The following is a 15,557-nucleotide window of genomic DNA, read 5'->3' as shown; positions in this document are numbered from 1 at the left end:
AATTGTGAGAAAATTGTGGTGAAATACGACGATTTTTCTGAGAATTGAAATTGATCTTGATCATCAAAAGGGGGATTTTGGATATGTCGAAACAGCAGCAAGTCGCTAAACAAGACGCTTTTCAATCTAGAAAAACGTTTTCGACAAATGGGAAAACGTATCACTATTATTCGTTAGAAGCACTAGAGAAACAAGGAATTGGAAATGTTTCTAAGCTGCCTTATTCCATTAAGGTACTTTTAGAATCAGTGCTTCGCCAAGTAGACGGTAGAGTGATCAAAAAGGAACACGTTGAAAACTTGGCAAAATGGGGAACTGCCGAGGTCAAAGAAATCGATGTTCCATTCAAACCTTCTCGTGTTATTTTACAAGACTTCACGGGTGTACCAGCCGTCGTTGACCTTGCTTCTTTAAGAAAAGCAATGGCAGATGTAGGTGGGGATCCGGATAAAATCAACCCTGAAATTCCAGTTGACCTTGTCATTGACCACTCAGTACAAGTTGATAAAGCTGGAACTGAAGATGCATTAAACATTAACATGGATTTAGAATTCGAACGTAACGCAGAGCGTTATAACTTCCTTAGCTGGGCAAAGAAAGCGTTTAATAATTATCAAGCTGTTCCGCCTGCAACAGGAATTGTTCACCAAGTAAACTTAGAGTACCTTGCAAGTGTTGTTCATGCGATTGAAGAAGATGGCGAGATCATCACTTATCCAGATACATTGGTTGGTACTGACTCTCATACAACCATGATCAATGGGATCGGCGTACTTGGATGGGGCGTTGGTGGTATTGAAGCGGAAGCTGGTATGCTAGGTCAGCCTTCATACTTCCCAGTACCAGAAGTCATTGGTGCTAAATTAGTTGGAGAGCTTCCAAACGGAACGACTGCAACTGACCTTGCACTAAAAGTGACACAAGTTCTTCGTGAAAAAGGCGTAGTGAACAAATTTGTTGAATTCTTCGGACCAGGCGTTGCACAGCTGCCGTTAGCGGATCGTGCAACGATTGCGAACATGGCGCCTGAATACGGGGCTACTTGCGGATTCTTCCCAGTAGATGAGGAAGCTCTTGCTTACCTTCGCCTGACTGGACGCGATGAAGAGCAAATTAATATCGTTGAAGAATATTCTCGCGCAAATGGCTTATTCTATACGCCAGATGCAGAAGAGCCAATTTTTACGGATGTTGTGGAAATTGATCTTTCTCAAATTGAATCAAACTTATCTGGTCCAAAGCGTCCACAAGATTTGATTCCACTTTCTAAAATGAAAGAGACTTTCCATGAGCACATTGAAAGCCCAGCTGGTAACCAAGGGTTTGGCTTAGAAAAATCAGAGCTGGATAAACAAATTGAATTTGATCTAGCAAATGGTGAAAAAGCTGTGATGAAGACAGGTGCAATTGCGATTGCAGCGATTACGAGCTGTACGAATACATCGAACCCATACGTCTTAATCGGAGCAGGTCTTGTTGCGAAGAAAGCAAGTGAGCTTGGTATGAAGGTGCCAAACTACGTGAAAACGTCACTAGCACCAGGTTCTAAGGTTGTGACAGGGTACCTCGTGAACTCAGGACTTCTTCCATACTTAAGAGACCTCGGGTTTAATATCGTTGGGTATGGCTGTACAACATGTATCGGAAACTCAGGACCGCTTGCACAAGAAATTGAGGATGCTGTCTCTGAAAATGATCTGCTGATCACTTCTGTTTTATCAGGTAACCGTAACTTTGAAGGACGTATCCATCCGCTTGTGAAAGGAAACTACCTTGCATCTCCACCATTAGTTGTGGCGTATGCACTTGCTGGTACGGTCAATATCGATTTAACAAAAGATCCTATCGGTGTGGACAAAAATGGTGAGAACGTTTATTTCAATGACATTTGGCCATCAATGGACGAAATCAACAGTGTCGTGAAAAGCACAGTTACACCTGAACTCTTCCGTTCAGAGTATGAAACTGTTTTTGACAACAATGAGCGCTGGAATGAAATTAAAACGACGGATGATGCATTGTACAAATGGGATGAAAATTCCACATACATTGATAACCCGCCATTCTTTGAAAACCTATCAGTTGAACCTGGTAAGGTTGAACCGCTTAAAGGCTTGCGCGTCGTTGCCAAGTTCGGTGACTCTGTGACGACTGACCATATTTCTCCAGCTGGAGCAATTGGTAAAGACACACCTGCGGGTAAATACTTGCAAGAAAGAGGCGTATCGCCTAGAGACTTTAACTCATACGGATCTCGCCGTGGTAACCACCATGTCATGATGAGAGGTACTTTTGCAAACATCCGTATTAAGAACCAAATCGCACCAGGAACAGAAGGCGGATATACAACTTATTGGCCAACTGGTGAAGTAACATCCATTTATGATGCATGCATGCGTTATAAAGAAGATGGTACCGGTCTTGCGATCTTAGCAGGTAAAGACTACGGAATGGGTTCTTCACGTGACTGGGCTGCAAAAGGAACAAACCTTCTTGGAATTAAATTTGTTCTAGCTGAAAGCTTTGAGCGTATCCACAGAAGTAACCTTGTCTTCATGGGTGTACTTCCTTTACAGTTTAAAGACGGAGAAAGTGCAGAAACTTATGGTCTAACAGGAACAGAAACATTTGAAGTTCATGTTGATGAAACTGTTCGTCCACGTGATCTTGTCACTGTCAAAGCAATTGATACAGATGGCAATGAGAAAACATTTGAAGTGGTTGTTCGTTTTGATAGTGAAGTCGAAATTGACTACTATCGTCATGGCGGTATCCTTCAAATGGTACTTCGTGAAAAATTGGCAAGCAACTAATACTCATACAGCAAAGAAGAGAAGGCGCCTAGACAGCTTTCTCTTCTTTTTTTAAAAATAGTGGAGGATCCATCATGTGGAAAAAAGGAATAGCAAGCGCTGTTTTACTTTTGTTGATTGGTTTACTTGTGTGGAATTTACTTGAACCAAAAGAGCCCGCAATCGGTCTTGAAAATGGGGATCAAGCCCCTGATTTTGAACTGAAAACCCTAGACGGTCAAACGGCCTCGTTATCTGATTATCAAGGGAAAAAGGTGCTCGTCAATTTTTGGGCGACATGGTGTAAGCCATGCAGGACAGAAATGCCGGATCTAGACGCAATTAGAAGCGAATATGATCAAGTCGAAGTACTTGCAGTGAATTTGACGACCACTGAAAAAAGTGTAGATCATGTTGCAGCATTTGCAGATGAATTAAAGCTGAGTTTTCCTATTTTATTGGATCAAAAAGGCATTCAAGCACGATATCAAGTGCTTTCTTACCCCACGACATACATATTAGATGAAAAAGGACGTATCATGTCTGTGAAGCATCAAATGCTGACAAAAAAAGAAATTGAGCAAGAGCTGGATCTATAATGATTCAGCTTTTTTGCTTATTTTCTAAATGTTTTGGCGAAAATGAAATACAAACAATGGAGGTGAGTACAATGAGAAGAAGAAAACGACGTACATTTGAAGAGCTTGTACTTGAAAATAAAAAAGAATTATTAAGCAATGAGGAATTTTTAAACCAGCTTGAAGAAAAGTTGGAAGAGCGTTTTAGACAGAAATAAGTTATGAATTCTCCTTTTTCGTTCATCCTAAAGAGGAGGGAGGGATGAATGATGGGTAGAGAGCATGATAAACAAGCGCAGTTTACACCAGACCATTTAGGGACAAAATCTGTCGCATACAAACGCAATAAAGGTAAAAAGATGCATAATAAATCAAATGAACAGCCTGATGTGATCCAGACGAAGGGCGAATAAGGAGGGTATTAAGATGAATGAAAAGTCATATCAATCCAATCCAGATGATCGTTCTGATAATGTTGAAAAGCTGCAAGATATGATCGAAAACACCCTTGACAATATCGATGAATCTGAAGCAGCGATGGCCCTTTCGACAGATCAAGAAAAACAGATGATCAAGCAAAAAAATGAAAATCGAAAAATGAGCATTGATGCTATGCGTTCGGAGATTAAGGACGAAGAAGCAGCAAGAAAAAATGGCTATACTGAATAAACCAGGGATTCCTGGTTTATTTTATTGCCTCCTTTTAGAAGAACCATTTCGATTGTGGTAAAATGGCAGAGACCTTAGGTTTTGATAGGAGAGCGATGAAAACGTGTATGTATCTAAAAAAGAAATAGAAGTCCGTTATGCGGAAACAGACCAAATGGGCATTGTGTATCATGCCAATTATTTAATCTGGATGGAAGTCGGCAGAACAGCCCTGATTAAAGAATTAGGATTTTCCTATGCACAGCTAGAAGCAGAAGGCGCTCTTGCACCCGTTATAGATTTGCAGGTGAAATATAAAAAACCACTCCTGTACGGTGAAACAGCAACAGTTCATACTTGGATTGAAGAATACAATGGACTCAAAACGGTATATGGTTACGAAATTCAAAAGCCTGATGGACAAACAGCGATTACAGGGACAACCTCGCATATTTGTGTAGATAAAGATACCTTTAGACCGATTCAATTTAGAAAAGCATTTCCTGCCTGGCACAAAGTATATGAACAGTCGAAGAAGCAGGTTTAATTCATGGCGTTTGGTATTAAAAGAAGCGATTTAAATGCGTGGAAAGCAGCTGTTCAGCAAGGAGAACTAGCGTTTTTAACCCATTATTGGCTTGATGACCGTTTCCCGCATGCCAATACTGTCACTAAAGCAGCCTGTCAGGATATGAAGCAGTTAATTGAATGGGGAGAAAAACATGGACTCAAAAAAGAATGGATTCACGACCGCGCAGGGTTTCCTCACTTTGACTTAATCGGTGAAACGCAAAAAAGAATCCTGCAAAAGGAGCGGTCTTTAGGAAACATTCAGGAATATGGGCTATATATTGAAGGATAAAACAAAAAAGATACCCGAGGGATGAGGTATCTTTTTTGTTTATTCATAATGAAATTCTGGTTCTTTTACAGACTCGTTATAATCAATATGCAGATCATGGTTGTCAAAATACCACATATCACTTTCTTCCACGAAGAAAGTAATACCTTCTATTTCAGCGGTTGCGCCTGCATTTTGAGGTTCATCTTTTGCGACGCCGAGAGAAAAGCCTTTTTGTACATTACTGCACCCGCCATATCTCACAAAAAAGCGAACTTGATCACCTTTTTCTAAATCTAATTCATCCTTGTACCAATTGAGTGCATCTTCTTTAATCGTTAATTTCAATGTGATCGCCCCTTTTTTGAAGTCATGCTGTTTTTTTAAAATGCAGGATGCAAAAAACAGCTTTTCTTTACTTTTACCACAGAATGAAACTTATGAAACGGCTAGAGCCATTTGATTTTCGGTTCAGTTTTGTTGAGGATTCGTTTGAGGTTGGCGATGTGTCTGTAGATCACAAAACCAGCAAGAACGGCAACAACAATGATTAAAAATACGTCTTTGGTGAATATGCTGTAAATGAATGTATAGATGCCGGTCAGCATAGATGATAATGAAACATATTTACTAATGTATAAAAATAAGAAAAAAGCAGCGATCATCGTGATAAATAAGAATGGGGCATAAAATAATAACACGCCGCCAGATGTAGCGACTGCTTTTCCCCCTTTAAATTTTGCAAAGATAGGAAAGCTGTGACCGATAACAGCAGCAACCCCCGCTAATAAGGGATGAATGTCCAGTTGCATGAAAAACGGTAAAGCAGAAGCGAGAGTCCCTTTTAAAATATCAGCAGAAATAACAATAGACCCTGCTTTTACGCCAAGCGTACGAAATGCATTCGTCGCACCTAGGTTGCCGCTACCATGTTCACGGATATCAATACCCTTTGCAGCTTTCCCGACAATGAGACCGGATGGAATACTGCCGAGAAGATAAGCCAAAATAAACATCAAAGCAATTAACATCTGCATAACTCCTTTATATTCTCCCTCTTGTCTTACATTTTAACATGATCTTATGAAAAACATGGGGATCTTTTTTTGAAAAAATCAAATGCAGATGGATTCAGCTTTGTTTTTAAGCAGAAGTTCGCTAAAATAGAAGAAAAGGGGTGTTTGGATGAATCATCCTTCGAAACAAGAAATTGGTCGTATTTTAAAGAGCAGTAAACGAATTGCTGTTGTTGGATTATCAGATCAGCCGCACCGAACGTCATATATGGTATCTAAAGCGATGCAGGATGCCGGTTATGAGATCATTCCGGTGAATCCAACGATCGATGAAGCACTTGGTGTGAAAGCAGTCGCTTCACTAAAAGAGATCAAAGAGCCTGTTGATATCGTGAATGTTTTCAGACGTTCAGAGTTTTTGCCCGAAGTGGCAGAAGAATTTCTTGAAATCGACGCACCTGTTTTTTGGGCGCAGCAAGGCATCTATCACGAAGAAGCGAAAAGGCTAATTGAGGAAAATGGCAAGGTTGCCATCATGGATTTATGTATCAAGGTAGCTCATGCAATGACAAAAACTCATTAAATCGTCAAAAATCCTTGGTTTTCAAGGATTTTTGCTTTTTTGTTGCAGAAATATATTTGCGATTCTAGAAGAAAGCGATAAAATAAGGCGACAGGGACATATCGGTGATCTTGCATATCAACAAAAAGAGCGATAAGATAAAGATAGAACATTTGTTCTGTTTTGTAAAAATCATCATATGATTGCATTTGGCTTATCAAACAGTCTTGTTTATAATGGACTTCTAGTTCTCATAGCCGTGCAAAGGAGCATGTTTTGTTGAAACACATGCATGGTGATGATGCAGCTTATTAAAGTGGACAGTAATGAGCAGCATGATCATCATTAAAATCTAGAGAGATCATTTGATGATTTGCCGGTTATGTTTGTTAGTGAAAGGGGATTAAGCATTTGGTTAAAAAGCAGCAAGTAGATTATAACGATGATTCTATTCAGGTGCTAGAGGGACTTGAAGCGGTCCGTAAACGTCCGGGAATGTATATTGGGTCAACGGATTCACGCGGCCTTCATCACCTTGTCTATGAGATTGTAGACAACTCTGTCGATGAAGTACTCGCTGGCCATGGAGATCATATCGTTGTCAAAATACATAAAGATAACAGCATTTCCGTCCAGGATAAAGGACGTGGAATGCCTACTGGTATGCATAAGCTTGGAAAACCGACACCCGAGATCATTTTAACGGTCCTTCACGCAGGCGGAAAATTTGGTCAAGGCGGATATAAAACAAGTGGTGGGCTTCACGGAGTTGGGGCGTCTGTTGTAAACGCGCTGTCAGAGTGGCTTACTGTCACAATTGAACGTGATGGCTATATCTATCATCAGCGGTTTGAAAACGGCGGAAAACCTGTGACGTCACTTGAAAAAGTCGGAAAAACAAAAAAAACCGGAACACTGATTCATTTTAAACCAGATCGCTCCATGTTCAGTGTCACCACTTATAATTTCGATACGTTATCAGAACGTTTAAGAGAATCTGCCTTTTTATTAAAAGGATTAAAAATAGAGCTGATTGATGAACGACATGATGTACAAGAAACCTTTTATTATGAAACAGGCATTGAAGCCTTCGTTGCTTATTTAAATGAAGAAAAAGATGTTCTGAGTGAAGTGGTCTCATTTGAAGGAGAGCATCAATCCATTGAAGTAGATTTTGCATTTCAATTCAATGATGGCTACTCGGAAAATATTCTTTCTTTCGTCAATAACGTCAGAACAAAAGATGGCGGTACACATGAGTCTGGTGCTAAAACGGCAATGACGAGAGCCTTTAATGAATATGCGCGCAAAGTCGCCCTTTTAAAAGAAAAAGATAAAAATTTAGAGGGCACTGATATTCGCGAAGGGCTGTCTGCTATTATTTCTGTCAGAATTCCTGAAGAACTGCTTCAATTTGAAGGTCAGACAAAAGGAAAGCTTGGGACAAGTGAGGCTCGCTCAGCTGTTGATGCTGTTATTTCTGAAAAGCTAGCTTATTTCCTTGAAGAAAACCGTGAAACAGCGACTCTTCTTGTGAGAAAAGCGATTAAAGCGCAGCAGGCGAGAGAAGCTGCTAGAAGAGCACGTGAAGAAGCAAGGAGCGGCAAGAAACGGAAGAAGTCCGAAGCAACCCTGAGCGGAAAATTAACACCTGCTCAATCTAGAAACCCGGCAAGAAACGAGTTGTACCTAGTAGAGGGAGACTCAGCAGGCGGGTCAGCAAAACAAGGACGTGACCGTAAATTCCAAGCGGTGCTGCCGCTTCGTGGAAAGGTCATTAACACAGAAAAAGCGAAACTTGCTGATATTTTCAAAAATGAAGAAATCAACACCATTATTCATGCGATCGGTGGAGGCGTCGGTGTCGATTTTAATGTAGAAGACATCAATTATGACAAAATCGTGATCATGACAGATGCTGATACAGATGGAGCGCATATTCAAGTGCTTCTGCTCACATTCTTCTACCGCTATATGAAGCCGCTGATTGAGCATGGCAAAGTGTTTATTGCACTACCGCCTTTATACAAAGTCAGCAAAGGCTCAGGGAAAAAGGAAGTGATTGAGTATGCATGGTCTGATGAAGAAATGGATGACGTACTGAAGAAAGTTGGAAAAGGGTACACGATTCAGCGCTATAAAGGTTTAGGTGAAATGAACGCCGACCAGCTATGGGAAACGACAATGAATCCAGAATCGAGAACACTTGTCAGAGTCAAAATCGACGATGCTGCACGAGTGGAACGCCGTGTCACGACATTAATGGGTGACAAAGTAGAACCACGTCGTAAATGGATTGAGAAGAATGTCGCCTTTGGACTTGATGAGGAAAGTAACATTCTTGAAAATGAAAACTTGTCGCTAGCTGAGGAGGTTTAAACATGGCACAACAAGAACGATTTCATGATTTACCATTAGAAGAAGTCATCGGAGACCGGTTTGGTCGCTATAGTAAATATATTATCCAAGACCGTGCGCTGCCAGATGCGCGAGATGGATTAAAGCCTGTACAACGAAGAATCTTATATGCGATGTACGCAGAAGGAAACACGCAAGATAAAAACTTCCGTAAAGCTGCGAAAACAGTCGGTAACGTGATTGGTAACTATCATCCGCACGGAGACTCATCTGTTTATGAAGCGATGGTGAGAATGAGTCAGGATTGGAAAGTGCGGAATGTGCTCATTGAGATGCATGGAAATAACGGGAGTATCGATGGTGATCCGCCTGCTGCAATGCGTTATACGGAAGCAAGGCTATCTGCGATTGCTTCAGAGCTTTTAAAGGACTTAGACAAGGAAACGGTCGAGTTTGTCGCAAACTTTGATGATACAAGTAAGGAGCCCGTTGTTTTACCAGCGATGTTCCCAAACCTTCTCGTGAATGGGTCAACAGGTATTTCTGCTGGTTATGCCACTGATATCCCGCCGCATCATCTAGGAGAAGTGATTGATGGTGTCATTAAACGAATCGAACAGCCGCATTGTACGGTTGAGGATTTAATGACAGTCATCAAAGGTCCAGATTTCCCAACAGGCGGTATTATTCAAGGGGTAGACGGCATTAAAAAGGCTTATGAAACAGGCAAAGGAAAGATCATGATTCGCGGAAAAGCGGAGATTGAAACCATCCGCGGCGGACGCCAGCAAATTGTGATCACAGAGATTCCATATGAAGTGAATAAAGCCAACCTTGTCAAAAAGATGGACGAGTTCCGAATTGAAAGAAAAGTGGAAGGAATTTCAGAGGTTCGAGACGAGACTGACAGGACTGGCCTTCGAATCGTAGTAGAGCTGAAAAAAGAAGCAGATGCAAATGGTGTTTTGAATTTCTTATATAAAAACTCTGATCTGCAAATTCCATATAACTTTAATATGGTAGCGATACATAATCGTAGACCAACCTTAATGACGCTGACAACTATACTTGATGCATATATTGCCCATCAAAAAGAAGTGGTGACGAACCGTTCAGCATATGAGCTTCGAAAAGCGAAGGAACGCCACCATATTGTAGATGGATTAATTAAGGCGCTATCTATCTTAGATGAAGTCATTGCCACAATCCGCTCCTCTAATGATAAGAGAGATGCGAAAAACAATTTGATGGAGAAGTATGACTTTACAGAAGCACAATCAGAAGCGATTGTGTCCCTCCAGTTATATCGTTTAACGAATACAGATATTACGCAATTGAGAGACGAAGCGAATGAACTTGATGTGCGTATAGCAGAACTTGAAGACATATTAGGTAACGAGAAAAAGCTGTTAAAGGTCATTACAAACAGTTTGAAAAAGCTTAAAAAGACATATGCTGATGACAGACGATCTGTCATTGAGGAAAAAATTGAAGAAATTAAGATTAACCTAGAAGTAATGATTGCCTCAGAGGATGTTTACGTCACGGTGACGAAGGATGGGTACATCAAACGGACAAGTCAGCGCTCCTATGCTGCTTCTAACGGTAAGGACTTTGGCATGAAGGATACAGACCGCCTGATTCATCAGTTTGAAATGAATACAACGGATGTCCTCCTACTATTCACGAATAAAGGGAGCTACATTTATTGTCCTGTGCATCAGCTGCCAGACATACGCTGGAAAGACATGGGACAGCATATTACGAATATCATTTCGATTGACCGTGATGAATCTATCCAAAAAGCCATTCCAATTAAAGAATTTGATGAAACATCTTATCTTCTGTTCTTTACAAAAGGCGGAATGGTGAAGAAAACAGAGCTTCTTCAATATAAAGCGCAGCGCTATTCAAAACCGCTTGTCGCCTTGAATCTAAAAGGGGACGATGAGCTCGTAGATGTCCATGTGACAACAGGACAGCAGGAATTGTTTATTGCGACGAAAAATGGTTATGGTTTGTGGTTTGATGAAGAAGAAGTAAGTGTTGTTGGTCCGAGAGCGGCTGGTGTCAAAGGCATCAACTTGAAGGATGGGGACGAAGTCGTCTCTGGCCAGATCATTGATCCAAAGAACGATGTCCTCGTGCTGACGACGCAAAGAGGGGCTGTGAAGCGAATGAACCTCTCTGAATTTGATAAAACATCTAGAGCCAAACGCGGAGTTCTGATGCTTAGAGAATTAAAGAAAAACCCGCATCGTATTGTGTCTGTCATCGCTGCATCACTGCACGATACACTTGAGATTGATACAGAGAAGGGTGCAACAATTCCACTTGATATCTCTACTCTAAGAGCGAATGACCGCTATAGCAATGGATCATTTATTGTAGATGAGGAAGAGCAGGGAGAAGTAACACATGTTCTTGTCGCACCTCAACCTGCACCAGATGACAATAAATAAACAAACGAAAACCCCCTGCGATCAGCAGGGGGTTTCTTTTATATACAGGCCTTAGCTCTCGTGATTGCCAAACATGCTTGTAATGGCGTGCACTACTTCAATTCCTTGGTAAACGAAAAGAGAAAGTGAAGTGACAGAGAATAGACCTAGAATGAATACTCTTAAGAAAAATAACATCGTGTAAAACCTCCCAATTTTTGTTTTGATTTAAATGGTTGGGTTAAACACGAGATAGTCGGAAATAAGAAGATTGATAGAACACTGCAAGTAAATGCTTCTTTTTCCGGTCATATTGATCAGTATGAGTGATGCGTGCAAATCCAGCTGTCATACTGCCAATCATCAGCAGTACTGTAAATGCGGCAAATACTGCGCTCACATGTTTTTGTTTCTTTTCATCGCCCATTGTTTGAGCGATTTTCATCTCATGTGATTCTTGATCGGCAACCACCTTTGCATGATGGTATACCTGAACGGAATGAGGCATTGAGAACAAATGAAAACTTGCGAGTGCTATGAATAAGACAGCTAATTTTAGCAGCATATTTTTTTTCATTTATCTCACCCCTTCCTGTTTATTTTCATGATCTTACCACGTTTTCTGTTATTTGAAAAGTCTTATTTTTTTACTTTCCCTCTTTAAAAAAGCGATAAACATCAGGACATTTATAGGACTGTTTCACTTCATGAAAGGTTTCAATTTTATTTTTTTAATTTAAAAAAAGTGCCATGATCGAGGATCAGACACTTTTAGTGAACTTGTGATGCATGCGGTTTTGCGACAGCTTTTGTAAAGATTCCCGCTATACATATGGCGAATAAAACAAAAATAAAGGCGTGAAGCAGTCCAACTTGATTTGCAAGAAGCCCTAATATAGGCGGACCAGAAAGAGAGGCGGTGTAACCTGATAAGGTCACAATGCTGACTCGTTTCACGGCATACCGGCTATCATCACCAGCAGCAGAAATGGTTAGTGGGAAGCCTAAAGAAGCGCCAAGTCCCCATAAAAAGATCGATATCATGCATACCACAAGAGAGATCTTTAAAATGACCAAGAATAGTCCAGCAGCAGCTGATACAATCGCAACTCTTAGCAATAACACCCTGCCGAAACGGTCGATCAAACGTCCGCTAATTAATCTACCGCTAATCATCCCGCATAAAAATAACGCATAGATGACTGTACTCATGGAATGTGAAACCTGGTATCCATCCACCATTGCAAGTGGAATCCAGTCATTAGCAGATCCTTCGACAAACGCAAGACATAAGGCGATCATGGCAAGAGAGATTGTTCGTTTATTCAGCCACGGCGTTTGATGATGATCTAATGTATCTGGCTGCGAGTGCTTCTCATGCTGATCCATTCCAGTCCCGTGCGGAATATACCTGGTACAAATGAAGATGCTGAGAAAGAAAAGAAGGGCAATGACAAGTAAGTGATTCAACACAGAGATCCCTAAATGGATAAAAAGAATGCCAGCTCCTGCTCCAATTAAAGTACCAATGCTAAATGAAGCATGCAATATAGGCAAAATGGTTTTCTTAATCCTATATTCAATTTCTGTCCCTTCTAGGTTCATCGCCACATTGCACATACCTGAACCTGCTCCAAAAAGAAATAGCCCGGCTGTGACGACAAAGATAGAAGAGAGGGTCGAACCAACAGCAAGTGTGATGAACCCCAGAAACATCAAAAAAGCACTAATGACAATCGCCACTCGTCCGCCTTTTTTTCGAACAAATACATTTGAAAGAACAAGTCCAACAATTGAACCAACGGATAAGCCGAGTAGGATAAGACCCATCGTTCCTGTATTGGCTTGTAACAAATCTCTCACTTCTGGTGTCCGTGAAAACCATGTGGAAATGGAGATACCAGACATCGTGAAAATGATAATGATGGCTTTATACCACTTTAATTCCATGTAAATCCCTCACATTTAAAGATGTATCTGTTCCTGAACAAATCTACTCGATTATAAATGAGACAGGGCGATTCGTAAATAACTTGGGGCAGGAACAGGGGCAATCTTAGGCAAAAAATTCATACCTTCCCAATTCTTCTGATAAGAAGATAAAATAAACATATAGGTGATATGATAAATAGAAGGGGAGGAGAGGATCAATATGAAAAGTGAGAAAGAAAAAATGATTCAAGGAGAACATTATGTATCTAGTGACGAAACCTTGATCGCAGATCGAGAAAGAGCGAGACAATTGACATTTTCATATCAGCAAACCAATCAGCCTGAAAAAAGAACATCCATTTTAAAGGAATTATTAGGTGCTTGCGGCGATGATGTCGTTTTTGAAGGAAGACTGCAGTGTGATTACGGATACAATATCGAAGTTGGCGAGCATTTTTTGCGAATTTTGATGCGGTGTTATTAGACGTATGCAAAATTGCCATTGGACATCATTGTTTATTAGGACCGAATGTACATATTTATACGGCTGGTCATCCGCTTGATCCAATAGAACGTGCAAAAGGCATTGAATTTGGTAAACCAGTCACCATTGGAAACCACGTATGGATTGGCGGCGGCGCTATTATTAATCCAGCTGTCATAGCATCTGGTGCCGTTGTGACAAAAAGTGTCCCAGCAAATGTCGTGGTTGGCGGAAATCCAGCGAAAATCATAAAGTATCTGGATGAATCAAAATCTGGCGAATAAACGTAGGATTTTGATTTTTCTTTTTTGTCTCAATAAGATAAGTATACTTAGAATTGAGACAAAAGAAATGCTTTCATTGTTTAACTTCCTAGAATATATATTATGTAAACTAATAAATGAGAATACATACTTTCGGACATGTACAACGGTCCTGTACAGCGAAGTAAACATGGATCCATTAATGAACTAAAAGTGGATCCATTGTTGTACAGGGACATGAATAAGGGTCCATTCAGGACGTGAACAAGGGTTCATTCTGAACCCCCTTCCTGCTTCTAATAATTTATTTAACATTTTCATACCTGTTCACTAATTGGTTGTTCTGATGTACAACGAAGTAAACATAGATCCATTAGAAGTGTTTATTTACGGGGTTTATTGTAGATCCACTTTTATTTCAATAATGTACTCACTTTTACTTATATGTAATGAAATTGCTCTATGACCAATACATTATCGAATCAGGGATTTTAAAGTAGCTTACGAAAAAGGTGCAATGAAAATTACCAAATCATTGCACCCTTGAGGTTGTAATAATATTCTATTTAGAAACCAGCTTCATACTGTTTTGGAACCAATTCGTCAGTTGATTTTCTTAATTGTTTTGCTGCTTCCAGTGCCCAATATGGATTACGGAGCATCCCTCTTCCTACAGCAACTAGATCTGCATCTTCCGTACCGACAACTGCATTTGCTAAAATCGGATCATCTAAACGTCCTACAGCTATAACTGGCACATTTAATGCTTTTTTAATTTCTCTTGCTAATGGAACTTGGTACGCTGCGTGTGTTCCAGGCCTATTCATCGCAGGAATCTGCCCTTCTCCGCCTGAGGAAATATCGAAAATCTCAGCACCTGCTTGATGATATGCTTTGGCTAATTCAATAGCATCTTGAATATTATAACCTCCATCTACATACTCTTTAGCAGAAATACGCATAATGAGAGGCATATCATCTGGGATTTCCTCTTTTGCAGCTTTCAAGATTTCTGATCCGAATTTTGTAAGATCTTGACCGAATTCATCTGTTCTCTTATTTGTTAATGGAGAGTGAAATTGATGAATTAAATAACCGTGAGCGCCATGAATTTCAATAGCGTCGAACCCTGCTTTGACAGCAAGCCTTACAGATCTACGAAACTTTTCAATCAATTCATAAACTTCATCTGTCGTTAATTCTCTTGGTGTTTTTGAATTCTCATCAAAAGGGATGGCTGAAGGAGCTACTGGCACCTCTGCATCTTCAGCTTTTCGACCAGCATGGGCAATTTGAATAGCTGCTTTAGCTCCGTATTGATGAATGCCGTCTACAATTCGTTTTAATGCCGGGACTTGTTCTTCTGACCATAAACCTAAGTCATAATCTGAAATACGTCCATCAGGTTCGACATCTGTCATTTCCACCATTACTAACCCTGCCCCCCCAATAGCACGACTTACATAGTGAATATAATGCCAATCAGTTGCTATGCCGTCTTTCTTATCTACACTGTATTGGCACATCGGAGACATCATAATACGATTCTTTACCTCTAACCCTTTCAAAGTAAATGGATCAAATATATTCTGCTCTTTCATTGTGGTCAACTCCTCATAAAATTTGCATGCATCTGCATTTA

16 protein-coding genes and 1 pseudogene are annotated in these 15,557 nt (G+C 40.4%); 11 read left to right on the top strand and 6 right to left on the bottom strand.

Annotation, left to right across the window (positions count from 1 at the left end):
* The first annotated feature begins 83 nt into the window (after positions 1 to 83).
* The 7 genes from acnA to GPS65_RS13230 all read left to right on the top strand — a co-directional run bounded on the left by acnA (position 84) and on the right by GPS65_RS13230 (position 4,880).
* A complete protein-coding gene (acnA, locus tag GPS65_RS13260) occupies positions 84 to 2,813 on the top strand; it encodes an aconitate hydratase AcnA (RefSeq protein WP_012010107.1) in 2,730 nt (909 codons plus the stop codon).
* A 74-nt stretch (positions 2,814 to 2,887) separates the two neighbouring features.
* Positions 2,888 to 3,391 carry a TlpA family protein disulfide reductase gene (locus GPS65_RS13255; protein WP_012010108.1) on the top strand — a complete coding sequence of 168 codons (504 nt, stop codon included), beginning with the start codon at positions 2,888 to 2,890 and terminating at the stop codon, positions 3,389 to 3,391.
* A 71-nt stretch (positions 3,392 to 3,462) separates the two neighbouring features.
* Complete coding sequence (locus GPS65_RS13250) at positions 3,463 to 3,588, top strand: FbpB family small basic protein (RefSeq protein ID WP_003211002.1); 126 nt, start codon at positions 3,463 to 3,465, stop codon at positions 3,586 to 3,588.
* A 51-nt stretch (positions 3,589 to 3,639) separates the two neighbouring features.
* Positions 3,640 to 3,783, top strand: coding sequence for an acid-soluble spore protein N (locus GPS65_RS13245; protein WP_238389099.1), 144 nt, complete (start codon positions 3,640 to 3,642; stop codon positions 3,781 to 3,783).
* A gap of 13 nt (positions 3,784 to 3,796) precedes the next feature.
* On the top strand, positions 3,797 to 4,039 hold the full coding sequence (gene tlp, locus GPS65_RS13240) for a small acid-soluble spore protein Tlp (RefSeq protein ID WP_012010110.1): 243 nt from the start codon (positions 3,797 to 3,799) through the stop codon (positions 4,037 to 4,039).
* A 103-nt stretch (positions 4,040 to 4,142) separates the two neighbouring features.
* The gene (locus GPS65_RS13235; protein WP_088002823.1) at positions 4,143 to 4,565 is read left to right on the top strand and encodes an acyl-CoA thioesterase; all 423 of its coding nucleotides are present in this window, start codon (positions 4,143 to 4,145) and stop codon (positions 4,563 to 4,565) included.
* Positions 4,566 to 4,568: 3 nt separating this feature from the next.
* Positions 4,569 to 4,880: a hypothetical protein gene (locus GPS65_RS13230; protein WP_119124946.1), complete on the top strand. Its 312-nt coding sequence runs from the start codon at positions 4,569 to 4,571 to the stop codon at positions 4,878 to 4,880.
* Positions 4,881 to 4,919: 39 nt separating this feature from the next.
* On the opposite strand, the gene GPS65_RS13225 is transcribed toward GPS65_RS13230, so the two are convergent.
* Both GPS65_RS13225 and plsY read right to left on the bottom strand, forming a co-directional pair.
* The gene (locus GPS65_RS13225; protein WP_012010113.1) at positions 4,920 to 5,207 is read right to left on the bottom strand and encodes a HesB/YadR/YfhF family protein; all 288 of its coding nucleotides are present in this window, start codon (positions 5,205 to 5,207) and stop codon (positions 4,920 to 4,922) included.
* 101 nt (positions 5,208 to 5,308) lie between these two features.
* Positions 5,309 to 5,890 carry a glycerol-3-phosphate 1-O-acyltransferase PlsY gene (gene plsY, locus GPS65_RS13220; RefSeq protein ID WP_058015656.1) on the bottom strand — a complete coding sequence of 194 codons (582 nt, stop codon included), beginning with the start codon at positions 5,888 to 5,890 and terminating at the stop codon, positions 5,309 to 5,311.
* Between the two features lie 154 nt (positions 5,891 to 6,044).
* Between plsY and GPS65_RS13215 the strand changes: the two genes are divergently transcribed.
* The 3 genes from GPS65_RS13215 to parC all read left to right on the top strand — a co-directional run bounded on the left by GPS65_RS13215 (position 6,045) and on the right by parC (position 11,257).
* Positions 6,045 to 6,458, top strand: a complete 414-nt coding sequence (locus GPS65_RS13215) for a CoA-binding protein (RefSeq protein WP_012010115.1) — start codon at positions 6,045 to 6,047, stop codon at positions 6,456 to 6,458.
* 390 nt (positions 6,459 to 6,848) lie between these two features.
* Positions 6,849 to 8,816, top strand: a complete 1,968-nt coding sequence (gene parE / locus GPS65_RS13210; protein WP_012010116.1) for a DNA topoisomerase IV subunit B — start codon at positions 6,849 to 6,851, stop codon at positions 8,814 to 8,816.
* A 2-nt stretch (positions 8,817 to 8,818) separates the two neighbouring features.
* Positions 8,819 to 11,257, top strand: a complete 2,439-nt coding sequence (gene parC / locus GPS65_RS13205; protein WP_088002818.1) for a DNA topoisomerase IV subunit A — start codon at positions 8,819 to 8,821, stop codon at positions 11,255 to 11,257.
* A 51-nt stretch (positions 11,258 to 11,308) separates the two neighbouring features.
* On the opposite strand, the gene GPS65_RS19645 is transcribed toward parC, so the two are convergent.
* From GPS65_RS19645 to GPS65_RS13195, 3 genes are all read right to left on the bottom strand, one after another.
* On the bottom strand, positions 11,309 to 11,434 hold the full coding sequence (locus GPS65_RS19645; protein WP_008343787.1) for a hypothetical protein: 126 nt from the start codon (positions 11,432 to 11,434) through the stop codon (positions 11,309 to 11,311).
* A 43-nt stretch (positions 11,435 to 11,477) separates the two neighbouring features.
* Positions 11,478 to 11,813: a hypothetical protein gene (locus GPS65_RS13200; protein ID WP_003210975.1), complete on the bottom strand. Its 336-nt coding sequence runs from the start codon at positions 11,811 to 11,813 to the stop codon at positions 11,478 to 11,480.
* A 194-nt stretch (positions 11,814 to 12,007) separates the two neighbouring features.
* Entirely contained in the window at positions 12,008 to 13,186 is a 1,179-nt protein-coding gene (locus tag GPS65_RS13195) for an MFS transporter (RefSeq protein ID WP_012010118.1), read from the bottom strand.
* Between the two features lie 202 nt (positions 13,187 to 13,388).
* On the opposite strand from GPS65_RS13195, the pseudogene GPS65_RS13190 reads away from it, so the two are divergent.
* A pseudogene (locus GPS65_RS13190) lies at positions 13,389 to 13,936 on the top strand (sugar O-acetyltransferase).
* 545 nt (positions 13,937 to 14,481) lie between these two features.
* On the opposite strand, the gene GPS65_RS13185 reads toward GPS65_RS13190, so the two are convergent.
* Complete coding sequence (locus tag GPS65_RS13185; RefSeq protein WP_144456556.1) at positions 14,482 to 15,516, bottom strand: NADH:flavin oxidoreductase/NADH oxidase; 1,035 nt, start codon at positions 15,514 to 15,516, stop codon at positions 14,482 to 14,484.
* Positions 15,517 to 15,557: the final 41 nt, after the last annotated feature.

The sequence above is a fragment of the Bacillus pumilus genome (genome assembly GCF_009937765.1).
Classification (GTDB): Bacteria; Bacillota; Bacilli; order Bacillales; family Bacillaceae; genus Bacillus; species Bacillus pumilus_O.
The sequence above is the reverse complement of the archived record's forward strand: the minus strand, read 5'-3'. Positions and strand labels throughout refer to the sequence as shown.

What these genes read in the sequence shown, in the direction of transcription:
- acnA (WP_012010107.1), top strand. Translation starts at nt 84, where the DNA reads ATGTCGAAACAGCAGCAAGTCGCTAAACAAGACGCTTTTCAATCTAGA.
- GPS65_RS13255 (WP_012010108.1), top strand. Translation starts at nt 2,888, where the DNA reads ATGTGGAAAAAAGGAATAGCAAGCGCTGTTTTACTTTTGTTGATTGGT.
- GPS65_RS13250 (WP_003211002.1), top strand. Translation starts at nt 3,463, where the DNA reads ATGAGAAGAAGAAAACGACGTACATTTGAAGAGCTTGTACTTGAAAAT.
- GPS65_RS13245 (WP_238389099.1), top strand. Translation starts at nt 3,640, where the DNA reads ATGGGTAGAGAGCATGATAAACAAGCGCAGTTTACACCAGACCATTTA.
- tlp (WP_012010110.1), top strand. Translation starts at nt 3,797, where the DNA reads ATGAATGAAAAGTCATATCAATCCAATCCAGATGATCGTTCTGATAAT.
- GPS65_RS13230 (WP_119124946.1), top strand. Translation starts at nt 4,569, where the DNA reads ATGGCGTTTGGTATTAAAAGAAGCGATTTAAATGCGTGGAAAGCAGCT.
- plsY (WP_058015656.1), bottom strand. Translation starts at nt 5,890, where the DNA reads ATGTTAATTGCTTTGATGTTTATTTTGGCTTATCTTCTCGGCAGTATT.
- GPS65_RS13215 (WP_012010115.1), top strand. Translation starts at nt 6,045, where the DNA reads ATGAATCATCCTTCGAAACAAGAAATTGGTCGTATTTTAAAGAGCAGT.
- parC (WP_088002818.1), top strand. Translation starts at nt 8,819, where the DNA reads ATGGCACAACAAGAACGATTTCATGATTTACCATTAGAAGAAGTCATC.
- GPS65_RS19645 (WP_008343787.1), bottom strand. Translation starts at nt 11,434, where the DNA reads ATGTTATTTTTCTTAAGAGTATTCATTCTAGGTCTATTCTCTGTCACT.
- GPS65_RS13200 (WP_003210975.1), bottom strand. Translation starts at nt 11,813, where the DNA reads ATGAAAAAAAATATGCTGCTAAAATTAGCTGTCTTATTCATAGCACTC.
- GPS65_RS13195 (WP_012010118.1), bottom strand. Translation starts at nt 13,186, where the DNA reads ATGGAATTAAAGTGGTATAAAGCCATCATTATCATTTTCACGATGTCT.
- GPS65_RS13185 (WP_144456556.1), bottom strand. Translation starts at nt 15,516, where the DNA reads ATGAAAGAGCAGAATATATTTGATCCATTTACTTTGAAAGGGTTAGAG.